General features: G+C 69.7%; 24 protein-coding genes. 16 read left to right on the top strand and 8 right to left on the bottom strand.

Annotated features, from left to right (window positions below):
• Positions 1 to 5 precede the first annotated feature (5 nt).
• The 3 genes from H7I41_RS24225 (at position 6) to H7I41_RS24215 (ending at position 3,358) form a co-directional block, all read left to right on the top strand.
• Complete coding sequence (locus tag H7I41_RS24225) at positions 6 to 1,478, top strand: sodium:solute symporter family protein (RefSeq protein ID WP_264015164.1); 1,473 nt, start codon at positions 6 to 8, stop codon at positions 1,476 to 1,478.
• 48 nt (positions 1,479 to 1,526) lie between these two features.
• A complete protein-coding gene (locus H7I41_RS24220; protein WP_264015163.1) occupies positions 1,527 to 2,039 on the top strand; it encodes an MBOE_33420 family protein in 513 nt (170 codons plus the stop codon).
• Between the two features lie 65 nt (positions 2,040 to 2,104).
• Positions 2,105 to 3,358 (top strand): HNH endonuclease signature motif containing protein, encoded by a 1,254-nt coding sequence (locus tag H7I41_RS24215; protein ID WP_264015162.1) that lies wholly within the window; start codon positions 2,105 to 2,107, stop codon positions 3,356 to 3,358.
• A 54-nt stretch (positions 3,359 to 3,412) separates the two neighbouring features.
• On the opposite strand, the gene H7I41_RS24210 is transcribed toward H7I41_RS24215, so the two are convergent.
• Positions 3,413 to 3,976, bottom strand: a complete 564-nt coding sequence (locus H7I41_RS24210) for a TetR/AcrR family transcriptional regulator (RefSeq protein WP_264015161.1) — start codon at positions 3,974 to 3,976, stop codon at positions 3,413 to 3,415.
• Between the two features lie 90 nt (positions 3,977 to 4,066).
• On the opposite strand from H7I41_RS24210, the gene H7I41_RS24205 reads away from it, so the two are divergent.
• On the top strand, positions 4,067 to 4,750 hold the full coding sequence (locus H7I41_RS24205) for a nitroreductase (RefSeq protein WP_264015160.1): 684 nt from the start codon (positions 4,067 to 4,069) through the stop codon (positions 4,748 to 4,750).
• Positions 4,751 to 4,768: 18 nt separating this feature from the next.
• Here the strand turns inward: H7I41_RS24205 and ilvD are convergent, their stop codons facing one another.
• Complete coding sequence (gene ilvD, locus H7I41_RS24200) at positions 4,769 to 6,475, bottom strand: dihydroxy-acid dehydratase (RefSeq protein ID WP_264015159.1); 1,707 nt, start codon at positions 6,473 to 6,475, stop codon at positions 4,769 to 4,771.
• A 77-nt stretch (positions 6,476 to 6,552) separates the two neighbouring features.
• Here ilvD and H7I41_RS24195 point away from each other — a divergent pair, with 77 nt between their 5' ends.
• Both H7I41_RS24195 and ricR read left to right on the top strand, forming a co-directional pair.
• Positions 6,553 to 7,167: a DUF305 domain-containing protein gene (locus H7I41_RS24195; protein ID WP_264015158.1), complete on the top strand. Its 615-nt coding sequence runs from the start codon at positions 6,553 to 6,555 to the stop codon at positions 7,165 to 7,167.
• A 5-nt stretch (positions 7,168 to 7,172) separates the two neighbouring features.
• Complete coding sequence (gene ricR / locus H7I41_RS24190; protein ID WP_302471830.1) at positions 7,173 to 7,502, top strand: copper-sensing transcriptional repressor RicR; 330 nt, start codon at positions 7,173 to 7,175, stop codon at positions 7,500 to 7,502.
• Between the two features lie 7 nt (positions 7,503 to 7,509).
• Here ricR and H7I41_RS24185 read toward each other — a convergent pair whose 3' ends face one another.
• Complete coding sequence (locus H7I41_RS24185; protein WP_264015156.1) at positions 7,510 to 7,809, bottom strand: thiamine-binding protein; 300 nt, start codon at positions 7,807 to 7,809, stop codon at positions 7,510 to 7,512.
• A 25-nt stretch (positions 7,810 to 7,834) separates the two neighbouring features.
• On the opposite strand from H7I41_RS24185, the gene H7I41_RS24180 reads away from it, so the two are divergent.
• On the top strand, positions 7,835 to 8,350 hold the full coding sequence (locus tag H7I41_RS24180; RefSeq protein WP_264015155.1) for a GNAT family N-acetyltransferase: 516 nt from the start codon (positions 7,835 to 7,837) through the stop codon (positions 8,348 to 8,350).
• Here the strand turns inward: H7I41_RS24180 and H7I41_RS24175 are convergent.
• On the bottom strand, positions 8,337 to 8,750 hold the full coding sequence (locus H7I41_RS24175) for a PPOX class F420-dependent oxidoreductase (RefSeq protein ID WP_264015154.1): 414 nt from the start codon (positions 8,748 to 8,750) through the stop codon (positions 8,337 to 8,339). The genes H7I41_RS24180 and H7I41_RS24175 overlap by 14 nt on opposite strands.
• A 93-nt stretch (positions 8,751 to 8,843) precedes the next feature.
• Here H7I41_RS24175 and H7I41_RS24170 point away from each other — a divergent pair, with 93 nt between their 5' ends.
• From H7I41_RS24170 to H7I41_RS24140, 7 genes are all read left to right on the top strand, one after another.
• On the top strand, positions 8,844 to 10,205 hold the full coding sequence (locus H7I41_RS24170; RefSeq protein ID WP_276009581.1) for an MFS transporter: 1,362 nt from the start codon (positions 8,844 to 8,846) through the stop codon (positions 10,203 to 10,205).
• Positions 10,206 to 10,208: 3 nt separating this feature from the next.
• On the top strand, positions 10,209 to 11,243 hold the full coding sequence (locus tag H7I41_RS24165; protein ID WP_264015153.1) for a L,D-transpeptidase: 1,035 nt from the start codon (positions 10,209 to 10,211) through the stop codon (positions 11,241 to 11,243).
• Positions 11,244 to 11,358: 115 nt separating this feature from the next.
• Complete coding sequence (locus H7I41_RS24160) at positions 11,359 to 12,315, top strand: DUF4129 domain-containing protein (RefSeq protein WP_264015152.1); 957 nt, start codon at positions 11,359 to 11,361, stop codon at positions 12,313 to 12,315.
• Positions 12,312 to 12,797, top strand: coding sequence for a hypothetical protein (locus tag H7I41_RS24155; protein ID WP_264015151.1), 486 nt, complete (start codon positions 12,312 to 12,314; stop codon positions 12,795 to 12,797). Before H7I41_RS24160 ends, H7I41_RS24155 begins: the two co-directional genes overlap by 4 nt.
• An 8-nt stretch (positions 12,798 to 12,805) precedes the next feature.
• Entirely contained in the window at positions 12,806 to 13,765 is a 960-nt protein-coding gene (locus tag H7I41_RS24150; protein WP_264015173.1) for an AAA family ATPase, read from the top strand.
• Positions 13,762 to 15,006, top strand: a complete 1,245-nt coding sequence (locus tag H7I41_RS24145; RefSeq protein ID WP_264015150.1) for a DUF58 domain-containing protein — start codon at positions 13,762 to 13,764, stop codon at positions 15,004 to 15,006. The genes H7I41_RS24150 and H7I41_RS24145 overlap by 4 nt, the downstream gene beginning before the upstream one ends.
• A complete protein-coding gene (locus H7I41_RS24140; protein ID WP_264015149.1) occupies positions 15,003 to 15,452 on the top strand; it encodes a hypothetical protein in 450 nt (149 codons plus the stop codon). The genes H7I41_RS24145 and H7I41_RS24140 overlap by 4 nt, the downstream gene beginning before the upstream one ends.
• A 16-nt stretch (positions 15,453 to 15,468) precedes the next feature.
• On the opposite strand, the gene H7I41_RS24135 is transcribed toward H7I41_RS24140, so the two are convergent.
• The 4 genes from H7I41_RS24135 to H7I41_RS24120 form a co-directional block, all read right to left on the bottom strand.
• On the bottom strand, positions 15,469 to 16,050 hold the full coding sequence (locus H7I41_RS24135; RefSeq protein ID WP_264015148.1) for a hypothetical protein: 582 nt from the start codon (positions 16,048 to 16,050) through the stop codon (positions 15,469 to 15,471).
• Positions 16,040 to 16,993 (bottom strand): hypothetical protein, encoded by a 954-nt coding sequence (locus tag H7I41_RS24130; protein WP_264015147.1) that lies wholly within the window; start codon positions 16,991 to 16,993, stop codon positions 16,040 to 16,042. Before H7I41_RS24130 ends, H7I41_RS24135 begins: the two co-directional genes overlap by 11 nt.
• A gap of 426 nt (positions 16,994 to 17,419) precedes the next feature.
• The gene (locus H7I41_RS24125; RefSeq protein ID WP_264015146.1) at positions 17,420 to 17,929 is read right to left on the bottom strand and encodes a GNAT family N-acetyltransferase; all 510 of its coding nucleotides are present in this window, start codon (positions 17,927 to 17,929) and stop codon (positions 17,420 to 17,422) included.
• A gap of 16 nt (positions 17,930 to 17,945) precedes the next feature.
• Complete coding sequence (locus H7I41_RS24120) at positions 17,946 to 19,931, bottom strand: M13 family metallopeptidase (protein ID WP_308214656.1); 1,986 nt, start codon at positions 19,929 to 19,931, stop codon at positions 17,946 to 17,948.
• A 40-nt stretch (positions 19,932 to 19,971) separates the two neighbouring features.
• Here H7I41_RS24120 and H7I41_RS24115 point away from each other — a divergent pair, with 40 nt between their 5' ends.
• The gene (locus tag H7I41_RS24115; RefSeq protein WP_264015144.1) at positions 19,972 to 20,592 is read left to right on the top strand and encodes a hypothetical protein; all 621 of its coding nucleotides are present in this window, start codon (positions 19,972 to 19,974) and stop codon (positions 20,590 to 20,592) included.
• A complete protein-coding gene (locus H7I41_RS24110; RefSeq protein ID WP_264015143.1) occupies positions 20,589 to 21,278 on the top strand; it encodes a hypothetical protein in 690 nt (229 codons plus the stop codon). The genes H7I41_RS24115 and H7I41_RS24110 overlap by 4 nt, the downstream gene beginning before the upstream one ends.
• Positions 21,279 to 21,316: the final 38 nt, after the last annotated feature.

Raw genomic sequence — 21,316 nt, 5'->3', positions numbered from 1 at the left:
CCACCATGGGTAAGCCGCTCGACATCGCCATCATCGTCGTCTATCTGCTGGCCATGCTGGCATTCGGCTTCTGGGGCAAGACGAGGACCAAGGACTCGGCCGACTTCCTGGTCGCCGGCCGGCGCCTCGGGCCGGCGCTCTACACCGGGACGATGGCCGCCGTCGTGCTCGGCGGGGCCTCCACGGTCGGCGGTGTCGGACTCGGCTACGAGTACGGCATCTCCGGCATGTGGCTGGTGGTCGCCATCTCGGTCGGCCTGCTGGCACTGAGCCTGTTCTTCGCAGGCCGGATCCAGCGACTGAAGGTGTACACCGTCGCGCAGATGCTGCGGCTGCGCTACGGGATCGACGCCACCTCGGCGTCCGGGATCGTGATGGTCGCCTACACGTTGATGCTGTCGGTGACGTCGACCATCGCCTACGCCACGGTGTTCAACGTGCTGTTCGGCACCACTCGCACGGTGTCGGTCATCATCGGCGGGGTCACGGTGATGCTCTATTCGTCGATCGGCGGGATGTGGTCGATCACGCTCACCGACATGGTGCAGTTCATCCTCAAGACGATCGGCATCTTCGCGCTGCTGCTGCCCTTCACGCTCAGCAAGGCCGGCGGGTTCGACGGCATCCGCGAGCGGGCCGGCGACGCGGTGTTCGACCTCGGCGCCATCGGAATGCCAACGATCATCACGTTCTTCGTGGTGTACAGCTTCGGCATGCTGATCGGACAGGACATCTGGCAACGGGTGTTCACCGCTCGATCGCCCGGCGTGGCGAAGTGGGGCGGCACGACGGCGGCCGCGTACTGCCTGCTGTACGGCGTCGCCGGCGCGGTGATCGGCATGGCGGCCTCGACGTTCCTGCCCGACGTCGAAGTCAGCGACGACGTGTATGCCCAGATCGCCGAATCCATCCTCCCGGTCGGCATCAGCGGGCTCGTGCTCGCCGCCGCCGTCGCCGCGATGATGTCGACGGCTTCGGGTGCGCTGATCGCCACCGCCACCGTCGCCCGCACCGACGTGACTCCGCTGCTGGCCAGGCTGATCGGCCGCACACCGGCCGCCGAGGGCGAGCGCCGGGACGACCTGCACTCCGACCGGCGCTACGTCGTCGTCTTCGGCATCGTCGTCATCGTGATCGCCGCACTGCTCAACGACGTCGTCGCCGCCCTCACCATCGCCTACGACATCCTCGTCGGTGGATTGCTGGTCGCGATTCTCGGCGGGTTCGTGTGGAAGCGGGCGACCGGCACCGGCGCGCTGTGCTCGATGGCGGTGGGCACCGTGGTCACGCTCGGCACGATGTTCGTCGTCGGCGACGTCCTGGCCAACGAGCCGATCTATTACGGCCTGGCCGCCAGCCTGATCGCCTACGTCGCAGGCAGCCTGCTGACGAAGCGCACTCCGGCGGAGGTGCTGCAGGTGTGGGACGACCGGCTGGCCGGCCGCGACGGGACCGACCGGGAACACGTGGGCACCTGAAAGCGCGCATTCGGCAGTGACGATGGCGTCCATGTGTTATCGACAGGTATGAGAACAGCATCAGTCGCCGCGATCGCCGCGTGCGCGGCGATGTTCAGCTCACCTGCGGCTCATGCGGACCGCGTCGAACCGGTTCCGGCGTACGGTTTCTACGACGTGTTCGTCGACTTCTCGAAGCAGACGTTCAACGGTGTGCCGACACCGATGGAGTCGAAGACGTTCCCGGTCGAGTTCAGCACCCACTGCGACGTGAACGGGTGTGTCATGCGGATGGACAACAGCGGCGACAAGGCCCGCAATCCAGGCGCTCCAGCACAATTCGAGTACCGCTGGAACAGCGGCCGGTGGGAGACCAGCGGCGAGCAGCCATACCTCTGCGAACGAACCGACCCGAACAGCGGAGTGCCGTCGCGGCGCTCGGACTATTGGATCCCGCAGCCGGACGGCGGCTTTCACGGTGAGCGCACACTCGTCGTCGGGGGAGCCGGCTGCCCGGGCGAGGGAGCGGGCACGCATCGGGTGCCGATCAGCATGACGCCGATCGACCCGCCGCCTGGCTAGGAGCCGATCGTGCGGGCCCGGAATTGTCGGGCTGACGTGTCGGACCCCTCTGCGATGATGGGGTCATGTCCTCGAGCGCAACGTCTTTCGTTCCTTCGGTGAGGCCGAAGGACCGGCTCGATGTGTTGTTCGACGAGATTGCGGAGTTGTGCGGTCAGCGCAATGCGATCGATGGCCGGTTGGTGGAGATCGTCGCCGAGATCGACCGCGACGGGTTGTGGGGCATGACGGGCGCGCGGTCGGTGGCGGCGATGGTGGCGTGGAAGACCGGGTCGTCACCGCGCAACGCTGAAATCGTCACCGGGGAGGAATTGCCGCGCTGCACCCAACTCTTGCGCGAGGGTCGGGTGTCACTCGATCAGGTCGGGGTGATCGCCGAGAAGGCCGGGCCGGGCTCTGATGCGCATTACGCCCAGTTGGTCACCGCCGCGACGGTGAACCAGTTGCGCACCGCGATCAAGCTCGAACCCCCACCCCAACCGCAACCGAAACCCGAACCCGACCCCCAACCGGAACCCGCACCGTCGTACAGCAAGACCTGCGACGACAAGGGCACTACCTATCGGATCTGGCTGCCGCATCTGGAGGCGGCCAAGCTCGACGCCGCGGTGGCATCGCATCTCGACGGGATGGTCGCCGACTGGAAACGCGACCACACCGACGGTGATGTCGCGTCGGAGCAGGCGCCGCCAATGCCCACGACTGTCGATGCGTTCATGACTCTGGTCGATGCCGGCTGGGACACCGAGGTGGCTCGGCGGCCACATGGGCAGCGCACCACGGTGGTGGCCCATGTGGACATCGAGGAACAGGTCGCCTCGTTGCATCTGGGTCCGATACTCACCGACGCAGAGCGTCGTTTTCTACTGTGCGACGCCACCTTCGAGGTGTGGCTGGAACGCCACGGGCAGCCCGTCGGCTCCGGACGCGACACCCGCCAGATCAGCCGCCGGCTCCGGAGGGCGTTGGAGCACCGAGACCGCTGCTGTGTGGTGCCCGGATGCGGGGCCACCCGCGGATTGCACGCCCATCACATCAGGCACTGGGAGGACGGCGGCACCACCGAACTGGACAACCTGGTGCTGGTCTGCCCGTATCACCACCGGATGCATCACCGAGGGGCCATCACCATCACCGGCCCCGCACAGCACCTCATCGTCACCGACAGCGATGGGCGGCAGCTCAGTTCGGCATCACTGGCCCGACCCCCGACCACACCCCCACCCGCGGTCGCACCATGCCCCGGGCCCACCGGCGAACGCGCCGACTGGTGGTGGTACTCGCCGTTTCAACCCCCACCACCACCGACGACCAATTAGGTGCGCACCACGGCGGCGGATGACCAGCCGCTGTGGCCTGGCCCCCGCGGCGACTCACCGCAGGGCGGCGTCGAGCAATGTCTCGGCCGCCAAGCGTCCATAGTCAGCGCGTCCGGGATCGTCGAAGACCATGGCCCGTCCCGCGACGCCGTCGGCGAGGATCGCCAATTGCTCGGCCAGCTGGTCGGGAGCGCTGGCACCCAGTTCCACCAACAGCTCGGCGATTCGAGAGGTGAACTGTTGCTTGCGTTCCCGCGTGTAGGCGTGCGGCGGACTGTGCGGGTCGGGAAACTCGGTCGCGGCCGCGGTGAACGGGCAGCCGCGCACCGGTCCGTCGCCCCGATGGACACGGAACAAGGCCATGATCCGCTCATGCGCCGGCAGGTCGTCGCGGTCGAGCATGCTCTCCATCGTCAGCCCGGCGTCGGACAGGTGGCGCAGATAGGCGACCACGAGATCCTCCTTGGCCGGGAAGTGGGCGTAGAGGGTGCGTTTGGACACCGGTGCCTCGGCGGCGATCTGTTCCATGGTCGTCCCGGTGATGCCCCGCGCCTCGAACAGCGTGGTGGCGGCGGCCAGGATGCGCTCCCTGCCGCCGCGGCCGCGGGGACTGTCCATGATCGAAGTATACGCCTGCGTTTACATCGAGGCTGATGGTCGGTACGCTCGGCGCCGAAGTAAACGATCCCGTGTACCTGGAGGAGTTCGATGTCGTCGACGACTGTGCTGACCGAATCCGTCGATCGCGTGATCCGCAGCCGGCGCGCCACCCGCGCGTTCCGGTCCGACGAAGTGCCCCGCGACACGATGCGGGCCGTGTTCGAGCTGGCCGGCCACGCCCCGTCGAACTCGAACACCCAGCCGTGGCGAGTGGAGGTGGTCAGCGGGGCGGCGCGGGATCGCCTCGCCGACGCACTCGTCGCTGCCCACGCCGCCGGTGAGCAGTCCGTCGACTTTCCCTACCGGGACGGTCTATTCGACGGCGACCTGGCGACCCGGCGAGCGCAGTTCGGCGCGCAGCTCTACACAGCGCTGGGCATCGCCCGCGACGACACCGATCTGCTCGACGGGTACAACACCAAGAGCCTGCGCTTCTATGGCGCACCGCACGTCGCCATGCTGTTCGCCCCGGCCCAGACCGAGGCCCGCATCGCCGCCGATATGGGCATCTACGCCCAGACGCTGCTGCTGGCGATGGCCGCTCACGGCATCGCCTCCTGCCCGCAGGCGTTGCTCACCTTCTATGCCGACACCGTACGGGCCCAGCTGGGCGTGACCGACCGCAAGCTCCTGCTGGGCATCTCATTCGGGTACGCCGACGACTCGGCGCCGGTCAACACGGTCCGGGTGCCCCGGGCCGCGCTGGTGGAGACGACCCGCTTCCACCGCTGAGCGCCGGTAGACGGCGAACTAGCTGCAGACGGCGCCGGTGGCCGCCGAGCCGACCAGCTTGGTGTACTTGGCCAGCACGCCGGTCTTGTACACCGGGGGCAGCGGCTCGAATCCCGCCTTGCGCGACTCGAACTCGTCCTTGTCGACCAGCAGGTCGAGCGTGCCGTTCGCGACGTCGAGGCGGATCCGGTCTCCGTCCCTGACGAAGGCGATCGGACCGGCGTCGACGGCCTCGGGCGCGATGTGCCCGACGCACAGTCCCGTGGTTCCGCCGGAGAATCGGCCGTCGGTCATCAGCAGGACGTCCTTGCCCAGGCCTGCGCCCTTGATGGCGCCGGTGATGGCGAGCATCTCGCGCATCCCCGGCCCGCCCTTGGGGCCCTCGTAACGGATCACGACGACGTCACCGTGGGTGATGGTGCCGTCCTCCAGCGCGTCGAGCGCGGCCCGCTCCCGCTCGAAGACCCTTGCGGTGCCCTCGAACACGTCGGAGTCGAAGCCGGCCGACTTCACCACGGCGCCCTCGGGCGCCAGCGACCCGTGCAGGATCGTGATGCCGCCGGTCGGGTGGATCGGATTGTTCATCGCCCGCAGCACCTTGCCGTCGGGGTCGGGCGGCTCGATGTGAGCGAGGTTCTCGGCCATGGTCTTGCCGGTGACGGTCAGGCAGTCACCGTGCAGCAGGCCGGCGTCCAGCAGCGCCTTCATCACGACGGGCACGCCGCCGATCTCGTCGACGTGCTTCATCACGTGCCGGCCGAACGGCTTGACGTCGGCGAGGTGCGGCACCCGCTGTCCGACGCGGGTGAAGTCCTCGAGCGTGAGCTTCACGTTGGCCTCCCACGCGATGGCCAGCAGGTGCAGCACGGCGTTGGTGGAGCCGCCGAACGCCATCACGACGGCGATCGCGTTCTCGAACGCCTCCTTGGTGAGGATGTCGCGGGCGGTGATTCCGCGGCGCAGCATCTCGACCACCGCCTCGCCGGACTTGCGCGCGTACTCGTCGCGGCGCTTGTCGATGGCCACCGGGGATGCGCTGCCCGGCAACGACAGCCCCAGCGCCTCGGCGGCCGACGCCATGGTGTTGGCGGTGTACATGCCGCCGCACGCGCCCTCACCCGGACAGATGGCGCGCTCGATGATGTCGACGTCCTCGCGGGACATCAGTCCGCGGGCGCACGCCCCGACCGCCTCGAAGGCGTCGATGATCGTGACTTCCCTCTCGGTGCCGTCGGTCATCCTGGCGACGCCCGGCATGATCGAGCCGTTGTAGAGGAAGACGTTCGCCAGGTCGAGCCGCGCGGCGGCCATCAGCATGCCGGGGATCGACTTGTCGCAGCCGGCCAGCAGCACCGTGCCGTCGAGGCGCTCGGCCTGCACCACGGTTTCGACGCTGTCGGCGATCACCTCGCGCGAGACCAGCGAGAAGTGCATGCCCTCGTGGCCCATCGAGATGCCGTCGGACACCGAGATGGTGCCGAATTCCAGGGGGTATCCGCCCCCGGCGTGCACGCCACCCTTGACCGCCTGCGCCAGCCGCTGCAGCGACATGTTGCACGGGGTGATCTCGTTCCACGACGAGCCGACGCCGATCTGCGGTTTGGCCCAGTCGTCGTCACCCATGCCTACGGCGCGCAGCATCCCGCGGGCGGCGGTCTTCTCGAGGCCGTCGGTGACGTCGCGGCTGCGCGGCTTGATGTCGATGGCATCTGACTCTGAGGGCATCCGTCGATTATGCGCCTGGCGTTTCGCCCGGCCAAACCGTTATAGATACCCCCATGGGGTACCTGTAGGGTGGTGTCATGACGAACTTCACCGCACGCGGCGCCGCGATTCTGGCCGCACTCGCCACGGCCCTGTTCCTCTCCTCGTGTACCAGCCAGGAGTCCGGGAACGCCACCGACGGCCACACCGAGCACCAGCACAGCGAGACCAAGGACAGCGCCGGGCAGGCGGCGCACAACGCCGACGACGTGGCGTTCGCGACGCAGATGATGCCGCACCACAAGCAGGCCCTCGAGCTCACCGACCTGGCGCGTGACCGGTCCACCGACCCCGCGCTGCTCGAACTCGCCGCAGGGATCGCCGCGGTCCAGGGCCCGGAGATGGGGCAGCTGGCCGACATGCTGCGCGGCTGGGGCGAGAACCCCGACGCCGACATGGGCCACGGCGCGCACTCGTCGATGCCCGGCATGGTCGACGACACCACGCTGTCGCGGTTGCGCTCGCTCAACGGCAAGGAATTCGACACACTGTGGCTGGAGTCCATGATCAGCCACCACCAGGGTGCGGTCGAGATGGCCAAGGCCGAACTGGCCAACGGACAGGACGCCGGGGCCAAGGAGATGGCGCAGCACATCGTGGACACGCAGCAGGCGGAGATCGACCAGATGAAACAGATGCTGGGAGGCGGCTAGACACGATGGGCAAGGACGTCAGTGTGAGCACTGAGGGCGTCGAAACGGCCGGCGCGCACGGCTATTCGGGTCAGAAGGACAACTACGCGAAGCGGCTGCGGCGGATCGAGGGCCAGGTCAGGGGCATCGCGAAGATGATCGACGAGGACAAGTACTGCATCGACGTCCTCACCCAGATCAGCGCCGTCAACAGCGCGCTGCAGTCGGTGGCGCTCGGCCTGCTCGACGAGCACCTCGGCCACTGCGTCACCCAGGCGGTGGCCGAGGGCGGCGAGGAGGCCGACGCCAAGCTCGCAGAGGCGTCGGCGGCGATCGCCCGGCTGGTGCGCTCCTAGCAGTCGGTCAGGACCCGAGCTCGCGTTCCAGGCGCTCGACCTTCGCGGTCAGCTGACCCGCGAAACCGGGCCGGATGTCGGCCTTGAGCACCAGACTCACCCGGGGCGCCACCGCGGCGACGGCCTCGACGGCCTGCTTCACCACGGCCATCACCTCGTCCCATTCACCCTCGATGTTGGTGAACATCGCGTTCGTCTCGTTCGGCAGCCCCGACGCCCGCACCACACGGATCGCCTCGGCCACCGCCTCACGCACGCCGCCGGACTCGTCGCCGCCGGACGGACTGACACTGAACGCCACGAGCATCGGTCCAGCCTGACACACTGCTGACGTGATCGACGTCGTGTTAATGCCCGCCACGGTGGAGCACCTCACCGCCCTGCGTGCCGACCGCAACGCGTTCGGCGAACTCCTGGGCGCCGACGTCCCCGACGGCTGGCCGGAGTTCCCGGAATCGGTCGAGTTCACCATCACCCAGCTCACCGAGCACCCGCACCAGGCGGATTGGTGGATGCACTTCTTCCTCGCCGACAACGGCGCCCGGCTCGTCGGCTCCGGCGGGTTCGTCGGGCCGCCGCACAACGGTGTGGTCGAGATCGGTTACGAGATCGCTCCCGAGTTCCGCGGACGGGGCCTGGCGACGGCGGCCGCGCGGGCGATGATCGGCAAGGCCAAGGCCAGCAGCAACCGGCTCTCCACGATCGTCGCGCACACGCTGCCCGACCACAACGCCTCGACCAGCGTGCTCCGCCGGCTGGGTTTCCGGCACGCCGGCGAGGTCGAGGACCCCGACGAGGGCACCGTCTGGCGGTGGGAGTTGCCGGTGGACCTCGCTACTGCTGACTGAAACCGGTCGGCCGCACCACCAGGATCACCCGGTCCTGCGCGTCGGCGGGCGGCTCGGTCAGCGGCCCGCTGTACCGGTCGTTGAGGTGCAGGTAGAACGCCCCGGTCGGGTCGGGCACGATCTCCTCGACCACGCCGCGCACCTCGAGATAGCGATACGGGTTGTTTGGATCGCTGATCGACATGGCCACCGCAGGCTGAGCCGCGATGTTGCGGTACTTCTGCCGTTTCGTGGTGTGGGTGAAGCGCAGCAGTTCCCCATCCCAGGCGAACCACATCGGATTGACCTGCGGCGTTCCGTCCGGACGCACCGTCGCCAGATGGCCGTACAGCGGTAGGTCGAGCAGGTGCTCGTAACCGTCGGGAACTTCGACCTTCGGTGTCGCGTCGAAACTGACCATCACGATCCTCTCTCGATTGGGCGGCGATCCGTCACCTCAGCAATTCGCGCCGCCGTTGCGGTATTCCCCGTCACTACCGTGACCAACGCCGCCATGACCGTCGACATCCGCCACCCGACGCCCACCGCCGCGTGGACACCTCGCACCGCCACGTCGCTCGCGGTGCTGGCCGCGGCTGCCTTCACCTACGTCACCGCGGAAATCCTGCCGGTCGCGGCGCTGCCCGCGATCGCGGCCGATCTCGACGTCAGCGCGGCCCTGGTCGGCACCCTGCTCGCCGGCTACGCACTTGTCGCCGCGGTGACCACCGTCCCGCTGGTGCGCTGGACCTCGCACTGGCCCCGACGACGCACCCTACTGGTCACCCTGGTGTGTCTGGCCGTTTCCCAGATCATCTGTGCGACGGCGCCGACCTTCGCGGTGCTGGCAGGCGGGCGGCTGCTGTGCGCGCTCACCCACGGGCTGATGTGGTCGGTGATCGCTCCCATCGCCGCCCGCCTGGTGCCCGCCGACCACGCCGGACGCGCGACCGCGGCGGTGTACAGCGGCACGGCCCTGGCACTGGTGGTCGGCAACCCGCTCACCGCGGCGATCAGCGAGCTGTCGGGCTGGCGGGTCGCGGTGCTGATGGTCGCGGCCGCGGCGACGGCCGTCCTCCTCGGCGCACGCGCCGTCCTGCCCCCGCTGCCGTCCATGGCGGGCACTGTCTGCCGGACCGGTCGCCGCCATGTCGCCGGCGGCCGGTCGCGTGCGCTGTCGGCGCTGACGCTCGTCGGCGTCACCGGACACTTCGTGTCCTACACGTTCATCGTCGTGATCCTGCGCGAGGTGATCGGAATGCGTGGTCCACACCTGGCGTGGCTGCTGGCTGCCTTCGGGATCGCCGGTCTGCTGTCGATGGCGGCCACGGCGCGCGCAGGCGACCGCGATCCGCGGACCGCGGTGCTGTGTGGTCTGACCCTGCTGGCGACGGCCTTCGGCGTGCTGGCCTGGACGGCGGCCGACGGCCGCGCGGCGCTGATCGGCGCCGTCGCCGTCCTGGTGTGGGGCGCCACGTCGACGGCGCTGCCCCCGATGCTGCAGGCCGCCGTCATCCGCAGCGCACCCGAGGACCCCGACGCCGCGTCGGGCCGCTACGTCACCGCCTTCCAGGTCGGCATCATGGCCGGTGCGCTGGCCGCAGGCGTGCTCTACGAGTGGGCCGGGCCTGTGGGGCTGCTGACCGCGTCGGCGGTGCTGATCGGCGCTGCGCTGGGCGGCGTACTGGCTGTTCGCGACCTGTTCGGCGTTCCCTCGGCCATTGCCGGGGGTAACGCTGGGAACGTTCTCAGCGATCAACATCGCAGTTCAGCGAGTCGGCCACCGGCCGACGCCGCGGACGAGCCGCCCCGAGAGGCGGTAGCTGGTCCCTGCGCTGTGCGAGACTGGTTCCGAGCTTTGTGCAATTGGAGGTGACGCATGCGGCAGCGAACCGTGCGGAAGTTGGTGACCGCGATCTTCGCGGGAACCCTCGTGGGATCAATGGCGCTGGCAGCGCCCTCGGCGACGGCGCAACCCGCCCCACCGCCACCGCCGCCGCCCGCCCCGGTGGTGCCCTTCGCACCGCCGCCACCGGCGGCGCCGTTCGGGGCGCCCCCGCCTCCGGCCCCGGCGCCCAACCCGTTCGCCCCGCCGCCACCGGCGGCCAATCCGTTCGCGCCGCCTGCGGCCGATCCGCTGGCCGGGCCGCCGCTGCCGATTCCCGAGGGCACCCCGGCGGGCCAGAATCCCACGCCCTTCAGAGGGCAGGCGCCGTTCCTGCCGCCGTCGTTCAACCCGACCAACGGTTCGATCGCCGGCGCCGCCAAGCCGATCTACATCAACTTCCAGCGGCCGATCGCGAACCGCCAGATGGCCCAGGACGCGGTCCACATCTCGTCGAACCCGCCCGTTCCCGGCCGGTTCTACTGGACCAGCGACACCCAGCTGCGCTGGCGTCCGCAGGACTTCTGGCCGGCGGGCACCGTCGTGAACATCGACGCCGCAGGCACGAAGTCGTCCTTCACCGTCCCCGAGCAGCTGGTCGCCACGGTCGACAACGCCAGCAAGACCATGACGATCGTGCGCAACGGCGAGGTGGAGAAGGAATTCCCGATCTCCATGGGCAAGCGCGGCTACGAGACCAAGAACGGCACGTACTACGTGCTGGAGAAGTTCGCCGACATCGTGATGGACTCGTCGACCTACGGCGTGCCGGTCACCGATGACGAGGGCTACAAGCTGAAGGTGCAGGACGCGGTCCGGATCGACAACAGCGGCGTCTTCGTGCACAGCGCCCCGTGGTCGGTCGGCTCGCAGGGCGAGGCGAACGTCAGCCACGGCTGCATCAACCTCAGCCCCGCGAACGCCCAGTGGTTCTACGACAACTTCGGCAGCGGCGACCCGGTCGTCATCAAGGGTTCGACAGGGTCCTACACCCAGCCCGACGGTGCGTCGGACTGGCAGATGTTCTGACCCGCAACTGAGCGGGTAGCCCACCTACTTTCCCGGCGGGCGGTGCGCGAGCCGTGCCACGATGGGGCAAGGCCGATGGCCGCCCCGGACGTCGGTACACAGCCGAGGGTGGGCCATGCCCGGTGATGACAAGGCGGTGGCACGCACGGTCGCGGTGATCGTGCTGGTCATGCTCGCGACTGTCGCGCTGCGCGGACACCTGCCCGGCGTGCAGCGGTCCGAGGCCGAGGCCGTCGATCCCGAGGCCACCACCGGCGGTCCCGGCACGCTGGTCGCCGTCATCGCCATGCTCGCCGTGTCGATGGCGGTCATCGCGATCGCGATCGCCAACCAGACCCGCCGCCCGGCAGCGGCCGCATACCCCGTCGAGGCGCCCCGCGATGCCCGCGGAGAGCGCGGCAGGCTGCCGTGGCGGCTGCTGGCGATCGTCGGGGCCGGCCTGCTGCTGTGGCTGCTGGTGGTGCTGCTGCTGATGCGCTGGGGAAATCAGCTGGCGGTCGACGACGTGCCGGTGCCCTCGGACGCCGAATCCGCCCCACCGCTCGACGCCCCGCCGCCCGAACCGCCGGAACCACCCGACGGCGAGGACCAACCGGGCGGCAACGTGTTCGGGTACCTGATGGCGGCGACCATCGCCCTGTTCGTGCTGTCGTTCGCCGCGACTGTCCTCGGCCGCAGGAAGGCGGGCGCCGTCGTGTCGTCCCCACCGAGCGCCGTCGGACCGCCGCAACCGGCACCGGCCGGTCCGGACCTGGCGCGGGCCGCCGAACTCGGGCTGGCCGAGATCGGCGACCACAGTCGCGACCCGCGCGAGGCGATCATCGCCTGCTACGTCGCGATGGAACGCGAGCTCGAGAAGTCGCCGGGCACCATCCCGCAGGCGTCCGACACCCCGTCGGAGGTACTCGCCCGGGCTGTGCGCGGTCGCGTCCTGCGGGCCGACAGCGCCACCGAACTGGTCGACCTGTTCGAGGAGGCGCGGTTCAGCCCGCACGAGATGGGGGAGCGGCACCGGGCCGACGCGGTGCGCGCGCTGCGTCTGGTGCGCGACGAACTCGAGGCGGCGCGATGACGAGGCTGGTCGCCCTTGGCGTGACGCTGGTGTTCGCGGTCGAGCTGTTCGCGATCGCGCGGCTCGACCGCACCGACGTGCTGGTGGTGTCCGGCGTCGCGGTCGCCGCGGTGCTGCTGGCCGTCCGCTGGCACCTCACCCGCCGCGCCGCCGAGGCCGCCGACGAACCCGCCCCCGATGACGCCGGGGCGTCGCTGCGGCGGTGGCGCGCCCGGACCGAGACGATGATCTCGTGGTCGGAGACCACGCGCACCGACTGGGACCGCCGGCTGCGCCCGATGCTGGCACGGCAGTTCGAACTCGCCTCCGGGCAACGAAGGATGAAGAGCCCGAACGCCTTCCGCGCCACCGGTGAGATGCTCTTCGGCGCCGAGCTGTGGCCGTGGGTCGATCCCGAGAACATCTCGCGCACCGGCAGCAGCGAACCCGGCCCCGGCCGCGACACTCTCAACGACATCCTGCAACGTCTGGAGCAGATATGACAGCCGAGATGGGGATGCCGGTGGAGACCACCAGCGCGCACTGCGACGCGGTGCTCGACGAGATCGGCAGGGCGGTGGTCGGCAAACGGCGTGCGCTCACGCTCATCCTCACCACCGTGCTCGCCCGCGGGCACATCCTCGTCGAGGATCTCCCCGGCCTCGGAAAGACACTCATCGCAAAGTCTTTCGCCGCCGCGCTCGGACTCGAGTTCACCCGTGTGCAGTTCACCCCCGACCTGCTGCCCGCCGACCTGCTCGGCTCCACGATCTACGACATGCAGTCGGGCCGGTTCGAGTTCCGCCGCGGACCCGTCTTCACCAACCTGCTGCTCGGCGACGAGATCAACCGCACGCCACCCAAGACGCAGGCCGCGCTGCTGGAGGCGATGGCCGAGCGGCAGGTCAGCATCGACGGCGTCACCCACCCACTGCCTTCGCCGTTCCTGGTGCTGGCCACCGACAATCCGATCGAGTACGAGGGCACCTACCCGCTGCCGGAGGCGCAGCTCGACCGGTTCGCCATCCGCCTGGAACTCAAGTACCTCTCCGAACAGGAGGAGGCCACGATGCTGCGCCGCCGCCTGGACCGCGGATCGGAGCCGCCGACCGTGCGTCAGGTGGTCGACGCCCACGACCTGCTGGCCATGCAGGAGTCGGTCGAGCAGGTGACGGTGCACGACGACGTGTTGCAGTACGTGGTGTCGCTGGCCACCGCCAGCCGCCAGCACCCGCAGGTCGCCGTCGGAGCCAGCCCGCGCGCCGAACTCGACCTGGTGCAGCTGGCGCGGGCCCGCGCGCTGCTGCTCGGCCGAGACTATGTGGTGCCGGAGGACGTCAAAGCGCTGGCGGTGCCTGCGATGTCGCACCGGATCAGCCTGCGGCCCGAGATGTGGGTGCGTCGGGTGCAGGGATCCGACGTAGTCGAGGAACTGCTGCGCCGGCTACCCGTGCCGCGGGCCGCGCGGTGACGACGCCCGATCACCGTGCGACCGCGGAGTTGCGTTGGCGCGCATCGGCGCTGACCCGTGCCGTCACCACATGCGCGGCGGTCGCGATCGTCTGCGCGCTGCTTGCCGGCCGGTGGGACCTGGTGGCCTTCGCCGCGCCGCTGCTCGGGGTGGTGTGCTCACTGTCCTGGCAGCGGCCGCCGCCGGCGGTCGAGGTGTCGGGCAGTCCGGGGATGCAGCGCTGCTTCGAGAACGAGCGGGTCAGTGTCACCGTGTGGGCGGGCGCCGACGACGGCAGCGCGGTCGACATCGCCTGCGTCGCCGTGCCCGGCCTGAACCTCGAGGCCGACACCGGCCCGCCCCTGACGGTCACCGCCGAGGCGGCGCGCTGGGGTCGCTACCCGGTGCGGGCGGAGGTGCGGGTGACCGCCCGCGGCGGCCTCCTCGAGGGCACCGGCAGCGTCGACGCGGCCGAGGTCTGTGTGTTCCCGGTGGCGCCGCCGCAGACCACCCCGATCCCGCGCATCGATCTGCTCGACCGGCTGGGCACCCACCTGACCCGGCACACCGGGCCGGGCGTCGAATACGCCGACATCCGGCCCTACGTGCCGGGCGATCAGCTCCGGACGGTGAACTGGCCGGTCAGCGCGCGGCGCGGTGCACTGCACGTCACCGAGCGGCTCACCGACCGGGCGGCTGACGTGGTGGTTCTGGTCGACACCTATGCCCAGCCGCCAGGACCGGCGACCGCGGCCACCGAGCGGATGGCCCGTGGCGCGGCGCAGGTGGTGCAGAGCGCGCTGCGCTACGGCGACCGGGCCGGTCTGGTGGCGCTCGGCAACCGGGACACCCGTTGGCTGGGCGCCGACATCGGTCAGCGGCAGTTCTACCGGATCCTCGACACGATGCTCGGCGCGGTCGGAGGTTTCGAGCGGGCGGGAGGCACGCTCGCGCCCAGGCCGGCGGTGCCGGCCGGGGCGATCGTGATCGCGTTCTCGACGCTGCTGGAGACGGAGTTCGCGTTGGCGCTCATCGATCTGCGCAAGCGCGGCCACCCCGTGGTCGCCGTCGACGTGCTCGAGGGGTCTCCGCTCGAGGGCGAGCAGGACCCGCTGGTCGACCGCATGTGGGCGCTGCAGCGCTCGTTCATGTACCGCGACATGGGGACCATCGGCGTCGACGTCGTCGCCTGGCCGAGCACCGGCACCCTCGACCAGGCGATGGCGCTGATCCCCGACCGCAGAATGGGGACGCGACGATGACGACTCCGGCGGTTCGGGCGGCGAAGCTGCTGCTGCCCAGTGCATTCGGTGTGCTGATGGTCGGCGCCGCAGCGCACCGCGCGGACGGGACTGCGCTCGTCGTGGCGGCCGCCGCACTGTTCGCGGTGGCCATCGCGGCGTGGTGGCGCCCGGCCGCGACCGTCGCGGTGCTGCTGACGGTGAGCACCCTGCTGCTCGCCGCGCCGTCGCCGATGTACACCGCGCTGGCGGGTCTGGCCGCCGCCGCGTACCTGGTGCTGCGCCACGGAGAGGGCCGGGCCGCCGCGGCCACGGTGGTCGGCGCCGTCGGCTTCGGGGTCGCTGCAGCGGTCGCGGTGCTGCTCCCCGTGCAACTGCCGTGGCTGCCGCTGGCCGCTCCACTGGTGCTGCTCGCCGGCTATCTGCTGGCGGTCAGGCCGTATGTCGGCGGGGTGCGGCAGAGTTGATGCGAGCCTGCCCGCTTCACGCCGCCGCCATGTCGTCTGTGAGCACGGCGATGCCACCGTGCATCCTGACGGCGCCCGGAAAGCCCCACTGGCGCTGGCGCTTGGTCAGCGTGACGCCCTGCGCGGTGAGTTCACCGGTGACGGTGCAGTTGCCGGCTTCGATCGCCACCACTCGCGTGCGTTGTACCACCGCGACGATCCCCGCCATGTCGAAGGCGAGTGTGATCGCCAGATCGACGGTGGCGCGGCGGGTCCCGTCGATGTAGATCTCGATCTTCGGGTGATGACTCGATTCGATGCGATGCGTCACCATCGTCACCCTCTCCTCGATGCCCGTGGCATGGGAGCGGATAGCGGCCTGCCGGAGCTTGTCGTATCGCCGCCACGCGGAGGCCACAAGGTCGGTCGGATTGGTGTCGAGGAATCCATCGGTCGCCTTCGCCACCTCCCGCTCGACGATGGCGGTGAGACCGGGGTAGCCGGGCAGGAGGCGTCGGGCGGTGGCGTTGTCCTTCAGCGAGCGGGTCAGTTCTGCGCACGCGTCGGGCCCGAAGAAGAAGTCCCGCAGGGTCGCTTCGCGGTGCGGTTCAAGAGTCATGGTGCACCTCCGTGATGGTGGGAATGCTGGTTACGGCGCGGGCTTCCACCCGGATGGCGTAGGTCATCTCGCCGTCGGCGGGTGTCTCGTGGAAGGCCGCTGCGGGCGAGGCCGTCGTAATGGCGGCGACGCGTACGCGACTGGATTGCCGCTTCTCGTGGCGCTGACGGAGGTGGTGAGCGGCGAGAAGTGCCGCGGCCGCCAGGACCAGCGCGACCAGCCACGGCCAGATCGATCCTGAGGGCGGCGGCTCGGCGAGGACAGTGAACGTCGCGGACAGCGCCGTCACACCGATGGCGCAAGCGGCACCTACCGTATGGTCCCGGGCATCGGCGCCCGGCGGGATCGTCAATGGCGCGTCAAATCCTCCTGCGCTGTCGACCCTCGTGGTGCTTAATCGTGCGTCGTCCCAGAGCAGGTCGACGGTTCCGTTCGGGCAGGCGAAACGTTCGCCGACGACGGTGATCTCGTCTCCGGGCGGCCCGCTGGTAGGCCGGAGGGTGACCACGGCGGCCTTCTCTTCGACTCTCGGCATCGTCGTGGTGGTGGACGTGGTCGGCGGCGGTGGTGGCGGCGGTGGTGGCGGAGGTGGAGCTGCCCGGACCTCGATCTGTGCGCGGGCGACGATTGTTTGATCCTCCCGGCATTGCGCCTCCACTTCGCGCCGACCGAGCGGCGCGTCCTCGGCAACAGCGATCGACACGTCGAATGTCGCAGAGAACGCCTCGCCGGCTTCGGACCCGTCGTCGACCCACCGCAGTCCGACCGATGACGCGCACACGAAATCCCGGCCCAAAGCTGTGATCTCGCTGCCGCGTTGGGCCACTGCGGGTATGAGTTCGAGGGCCGGTTCGCTTCGCGGCGCGACGACTGTGAAGTCGGCGGAGTCGGTATCAGCTCCGCACTCCGCCGACACCATGTATACGCCCGCGGCGGCCGGCACCGAGTGGACGATCACGATCGAGGAGCCGTCGGTCGATTCCGGCGTGATGTCGGTGTCACCCCATGCCACTCGCAGGTCGTCGGAGGGCGATTCCGGGTCTGAACACGCAGAAGGATTGGCAACGGTGATCGTGACTTCGCTGCCCGGCAGGCCACTGTCGGGCATCAGAGTCACCGCAAGCTGAACCTCGGAGTCGAGACCCCGGAGGATGTCGGGTGAGGGCGCGGGAGTCGGCGTCGGCTGCGCCTCGGCGATCGTGCCGCTGAAGGGTGCAGAAACGGCGATCGCGACTACCGACGCCATCAGCAGCAGAAACGGCGAGAACCGCCGTGCCCCGGTCCCCCCGAACCCCGTCACCCCTGACCCCATACCTACACTGTCGCGCGCGAGGCATGCGCGGTCATGCGTAGTCGACTACCCGAAGCGTCAGCGGCCCTCGAACTTCGACAGGTAAAGCCACGTCGGGCGGTAGCCTCGTCGCTCATAGAGCCGGATCGCGTCGGCGTTGCCCGAAAGCACGCCGAGAACAATGTCTTTGACGCCCTGCTCGTGCAGGCGGCGCTCCAACTCTTCGAGCAGTTGTGAGCCGAGACCGGTGCCCCGGTAGGCCGGCAGCACACTGAGCGACTCGATCTCGCCGATACGCTCACCGGTCCGCCACGTGTCGGCGACCCACGTGTCGCCGACCGCCATCACATGCGCCAGCCCGTATCCGACCAACTCGCCGGCGACCGACGCCAGCAGCAACACCGTGTCAGGCTTGGCCAACAGTTCGGCGTACACGCCCCGGCGCTCGCTCCACGACGCGTCGTCGTCCACGTAGGGAGCGAGCTCCGGCATCGACTCGACGTGGCGGTGGTGCACGGCGATCCACAACGGCGCCAGTGACTCCAAGTCGTCGGCCGACCCGGACCGCACCTGCCACGCGTCGGTCATCGCAATGCGAGCGCTACTAGTTCCAGATCCGCACGCGCCGTTCGGGTTCCAGATACAGCGCGTCGTTCTCCGACACGTCGAACGCCTCGTAGAAGGCGTCCATGTTGCGGATCACGCCGTTGCACCGGAACTCCGGCGGCGAGTGCGGGTCGACCGCGAGCCGCCGAACCGCCTCGGCGGAACGGGATTTCGTGCGCCACACCTGCGCCCAGCCGAAGAACACCCGCTGCTCGCCGGTCAACCCGTCGATCACCGGCGCCGGCTCGCCCTTCAGTGACAGCCGGTACGCCAGCAGCGCGATCGACAGGCCGCCGAGATCACCGATGTTCTCACCGACGGTGAACGCGCCGTTGACATGGTGACCGTTGGACAGTTCGCGAGGCACATACTCCTCGTACTGTTCGATCAGCGCCTTGGTGCGGGCGCCGAACTCCGTGCGGTCGGCGTCGGTCCACCAGTCGACGAGGTTGCCGTCACCGTCGTACTTGGCGCCCTGATCGTCGAAGCCGTGCCCGATCTCGTGACCGATGACCGCACCGATGCCGCCGTAGTTCGCGGCGTCGTCGGCCTCGGCGTCGAAGAACGGCGGCTGCAGGATGGCCGCGGGGAAGACGATCTCGTTCATCCCAGGGTTGTAGTAGGCGTTGACCGTCTGCGGCGTCATGAACCACTCGTCGCGGTCCACCGGGCCGCCGAGCTTGGCCAGCTCGCGGTCGTAGCCCACCTCGTAGCCGCGCCGGTAGTTGCCGTACAGGTCGTCGCGGCGGATCACCAGCGCCGAGTAGTCCCGCCAATTCTTTGGGTAACCGATCTTCGGCGTGAACTTGTCGAGCTTGACCAGCGCCTTGCGCCGGGTCTCCGGCGTCATCCAGTCCAGCTCGTCGATGCTGACGCGGTAGGCCTCCCGCAGGTTGGCGACCAGCTCGTCCATCCGGGCCTTGGCCTCCGGCGGGAAGTACCGCTCGACGTAGAGCTTGCCCAGCGCGTCACCCATCAGGCTCTCCACCACCGACACCGCCCGCTTCCACCGGTCGCGGATCGCCTCGGTGCCCGACAGCGTGCGGCCGTAGAACGCGAAGTTCTCGGCGACCAGCGCGTCGGTCAGCAGGAAGGCCCTGGCGTGGATGACCCGCCACCGCGCCCACGCCTTCCAGTCCTCCAGCGACTCGCTCGACCATGCGGCCGCGAATGCGGTCAGGTAGTCGGGCTGGCGCACCACCACCTCGGCGGCCTTCTCGACCGAACCGCCCAGTGCGACCAGCCAGCCGGCCCAGTCGAAGCCGGGCGCCTCGTCGGGCAGGTCCGCGAACCGGCGCAGGTTGTAGGTCAGGTCGGCGTCGCGGCGCTTGACGACGTCCCAATGCGCCGCGGCGAGCTTCGTCTCCAGCGCCACGATGCGCTCGGCCGTCGCCGCGTGGTCCTCGGCCGTCCCGCCGTGCACGAGCGCGAGCATCGCCGCGATGTGCCGCGGATAGCCGGCCAGGATCTCGGCGTGCTGCTCGTCGCGGTAGTACGACTCGTCGGGCAGCCCGAGGCCGGACTGGCTCAGGTGCAACAGGTAGCGGGTCGAGTCCTTGGAGTCGGTGTCGACGTAACCGCCGGTGCCGCCGCCGATACCGGTGCGCTGCAGCGCGCCCAGCACCGCGGCCAGCGCGTCGGGGCTCTCGGCGGCGCCGATGGCGGCCAGTTCCTCGAGCAGCGGAGCCACGCCCACCCGCTCGACGGTGTCCTCGTCGAGGAAGCTCGCGTACAGGTCGCCGATGCGCTGCTCGTCGGTTCCGTCCTGCGCGTCGGAACCCGCCGCCTCGGCGATCAGGTCGCGGATCTGCTCCTCCGCGCGGTCGTGCAGCAGGCGGAACGCACCGTCGGTGGCGCGATCGGCGGGGATCTCGTAATCGGTCAGCCAGCGGCCGTTGACGTGTCCGAAGAGGTCGTCCTGGGGGCGGGCTGAAGGGTCGACGTGGGTCAGGTCGATGCCTGACCGGATTGCTTCTACCGTCACCCCGACATTCTTCCAGAACCCGCCCGGTACCCTCACGGCCATGCCCGACGACCCCTCCGACGAGCCCGCCGACAAGCCCTCCGACGAGGTCGAACAGTCCGGCGGGACGTTCTCCGCGTTCGGGGTTGCATCGATGGCGCTGGGCGCGGTGGCCGTCGCGGCGGTGCTGCTGGCCGCGATGATCTGGTCGGGGCACCGCGACGAGGTCGACGAGCGCCGCTACCAGACGCAGGTGCTGCAGGCCGCCGCCGAATGGGCGAGCGTCCTGGTCAACATGAACAAGGACAACGTCGCGGCCAACATGGCGCGGCTGCACGAGAACACCATCGGCGAGCTCAACGCGGACTTCGACTCGGCGGTGCAGCCGTACCGGCAACTGGTGCAGACCCTGCAGTCACGCACCACCGGCCAGGTCGACTCGGTGTCCATCGAGACGCTGCACCACGCCACCGGGCCCGACGGCGCCCCGGCTCCACCGCCGCCACCCAACCCGCAGCTGTCCGCGTTCGCCTCCCGCACCGACACCGTGCTGGTGGTGGCCACGTCGATCAGCGAGAACGCCGCCGGTGAGGAGCCCCGCACGGTCCGCTGGACGCTGCGGCTGGACGTCTCCGACGTGGACGGCAAGCTGATGATCTCGCGCCTGGAGCCGATCCGATGAGGAACCGCCTGCGGGTACTGGCCGTCGACGTGCTGGCGCCGATCGCCGCGATCGCCGCGCTCGTCTACATCGGTGTCGCGCTGGCCTGGCCGTCGTGGTGGGTGTCGGTGTGCTCGGTGCTGTGCCTGCTGATCGTGCAGGGCATGGTCGTGGACTTCGTGCTGGCCCGCCGCGACGGCGTGACCGTCGGCACCGACGACGACGGGCCCGGACTGCGGCTGGCCGTCGTCGGCGTGGCCACCGCCGCGTTGTGCGCCGCCGTGTTGGTCGGCTACCTGCGGTGGACCACCCCCGACCGCGACTTCAGCGCCGACTCCGACGAGGTGGTGGGCATCGCCAGCAGCGTCTCGGAGGCGACCGCCACGTTCACCCCGCAGAGCCCCACCGCGTCGATCGACCGCGCCGCTGAACTGATGTCACCCGAGCGGGCCGAGGCGTTCAAGGCCGAGTTCGCCGGCGTGGCCAAGCAGCTGACCAGCCGCAACGTCTCCGCGCAGGCCACCACCGTGTCGGCGGGCGTCGAGGCGATGGGCCCGGGCCTGGCCAGCGTGGCAGTCGTGCTGCGCGGCACCCAGAGCGTGCCGGGCAAGCCGGTCGACAACGCGGTGCTGGCGCTGCGCGTCACGCTGACCAAGACCGAGGACCGCTGGCAGGTCGAGGACGTCGTCCCGATCCACTCCCGGTGATCTCGGCGCGGAAACGTTCGCACAGCGATTGAAAACGC

This window comes from [Mycobacterium] manitobense, assembly GCF_025821665.1.
In the GTDB taxonomy this organism is placed as follows: Bacteria; Actinomycetota; Actinomycetes; order Mycobacteriales; family Mycobacteriaceae; genus Mycobacterium; species Mycobacterium arseniciresistens.
Note: the sequence above shows the minus strand (reverse complement) of the source record. Positions and strands in the feature narration are given on the sequence as shown.

What these genes read in the sequence shown, in the direction of transcription:
- H7I41_RS24225 (WP_264015164.1), top strand. Translation starts at nt 6, where the DNA reads ATGGGTAAGCCGCTCGACATCGCCATCATCGTCGTCTATCTGCTGGCC.
- H7I41_RS24220 (WP_264015163.1), top strand. Translation starts at nt 1,527, where the DNA reads ATGAGAACAGCATCAGTCGCCGCGATCGCCGCGTGCGCGGCGATGTTC.
- H7I41_RS24215 (WP_264015162.1), top strand. Translation starts at nt 2,105, where the DNA reads ATGTCCTCGAGCGCAACGTCTTTCGTTCCTTCGGTGAGGCCGAAGGAC.
- H7I41_RS24210 (WP_264015161.1), bottom strand. Translation starts at nt 3,976, where the DNA reads ATGGACAGTCCCCGCGGCCGCGGCGGCAGGGAGCGCATCCTGGCCGCC.
- H7I41_RS24205 (WP_264015160.1), top strand. Translation starts at nt 4,067, where the DNA reads ATGTCGTCGACGACTGTGCTGACCGAATCCGTCGATCGCGTGATCCGC.
- ilvD (WP_264015159.1), bottom strand. Translation starts at nt 6,475, where the DNA reads ATGCCCTCAGAGTCAGATGCCATCGACATCAAGCCGCGCAGCCGCGAC.
- H7I41_RS24195 (WP_264015158.1), top strand. Translation starts at nt 6,553, where the DNA reads ATGACGAACTTCACCGCACGCGGCGCCGCGATTCTGGCCGCACTCGCC.
- ricR (WP_302471830.1), top strand. Translation starts at nt 7,173, where the DNA reads ATGGGCAAGGACGTCAGTGTGAGCACTGAGGGCGTCGAAACGGCCGGC.
- H7I41_RS24185 (WP_264015156.1), bottom strand. Translation starts at nt 7,809, where the DNA reads ATGCTCGTGGCGTTCAGTGTCAGTCCGTCCGGCGGCGACGAGTCCGGC.
- H7I41_RS24175 (WP_264015154.1), bottom strand. Translation starts at nt 8,750, where the DNA reads ATGGTCAGTTTCGACGCGACACCGAAGGTCGAAGTTCCCGACGGTTAC.
- H7I41_RS24170 (WP_276009581.1), top strand. Translation starts at nt 8,844, where the DNA reads ATGACCGTCGACATCCGCCACCCGACGCCCACCGCCGCGTGGACACCT.
- H7I41_RS24165 (WP_264015153.1), top strand. Translation starts at nt 10,209, where the DNA reads ATGCGGCAGCGAACCGTGCGGAAGTTGGTGACCGCGATCTTCGCGGGA.
- H7I41_RS24160 (WP_264015152.1), top strand. Translation starts at nt 11,359, where the DNA reads ATGCCCGGTGATGACAAGGCGGTGGCACGCACGGTCGCGGTGATCGTG.
- H7I41_RS24155 (WP_264015151.1), top strand. Translation starts at nt 12,312, where the DNA reads ATGACGAGGCTGGTCGCCCTTGGCGTGACGCTGGTGTTCGCGGTCGAG.
- H7I41_RS24150 (WP_264015173.1), top strand. Translation starts at nt 12,806, where the DNA reads ATGGGGATGCCGGTGGAGACCACCAGCGCGCACTGCGACGCGGTGCTC.
- H7I41_RS24140 (WP_264015149.1), top strand. Translation starts at nt 15,003, where the DNA reads ATGACGACTCCGGCGGTTCGGGCGGCGAAGCTGCTGCTGCCCAGTGCA.
- H7I41_RS24135 (WP_264015148.1), bottom strand. Translation starts at nt 16,050, where the DNA reads ATGACTCTTGAACCGCACCGCGAAGCGACCCTGCGGGACTTCTTCTTC.
- H7I41_RS24125 (WP_264015146.1), bottom strand. Translation starts at nt 17,929, where the DNA reads ATGACCGACGCGTGGCAGGTGCGGTCCGGGTCGGCCGACGACTTGGAG.
- H7I41_RS24115 (WP_264015144.1), top strand. Translation starts at nt 19,972, where the DNA reads ATGCCCGACGACCCCTCCGACGAGCCCGCCGACAAGCCCTCCGACGAG.
- H7I41_RS24110 (WP_264015143.1), top strand. Translation starts at nt 20,589, where the DNA reads ATGAGGAACCGCCTGCGGGTACTGGCCGTCGACGTGCTGGCGCCGATC.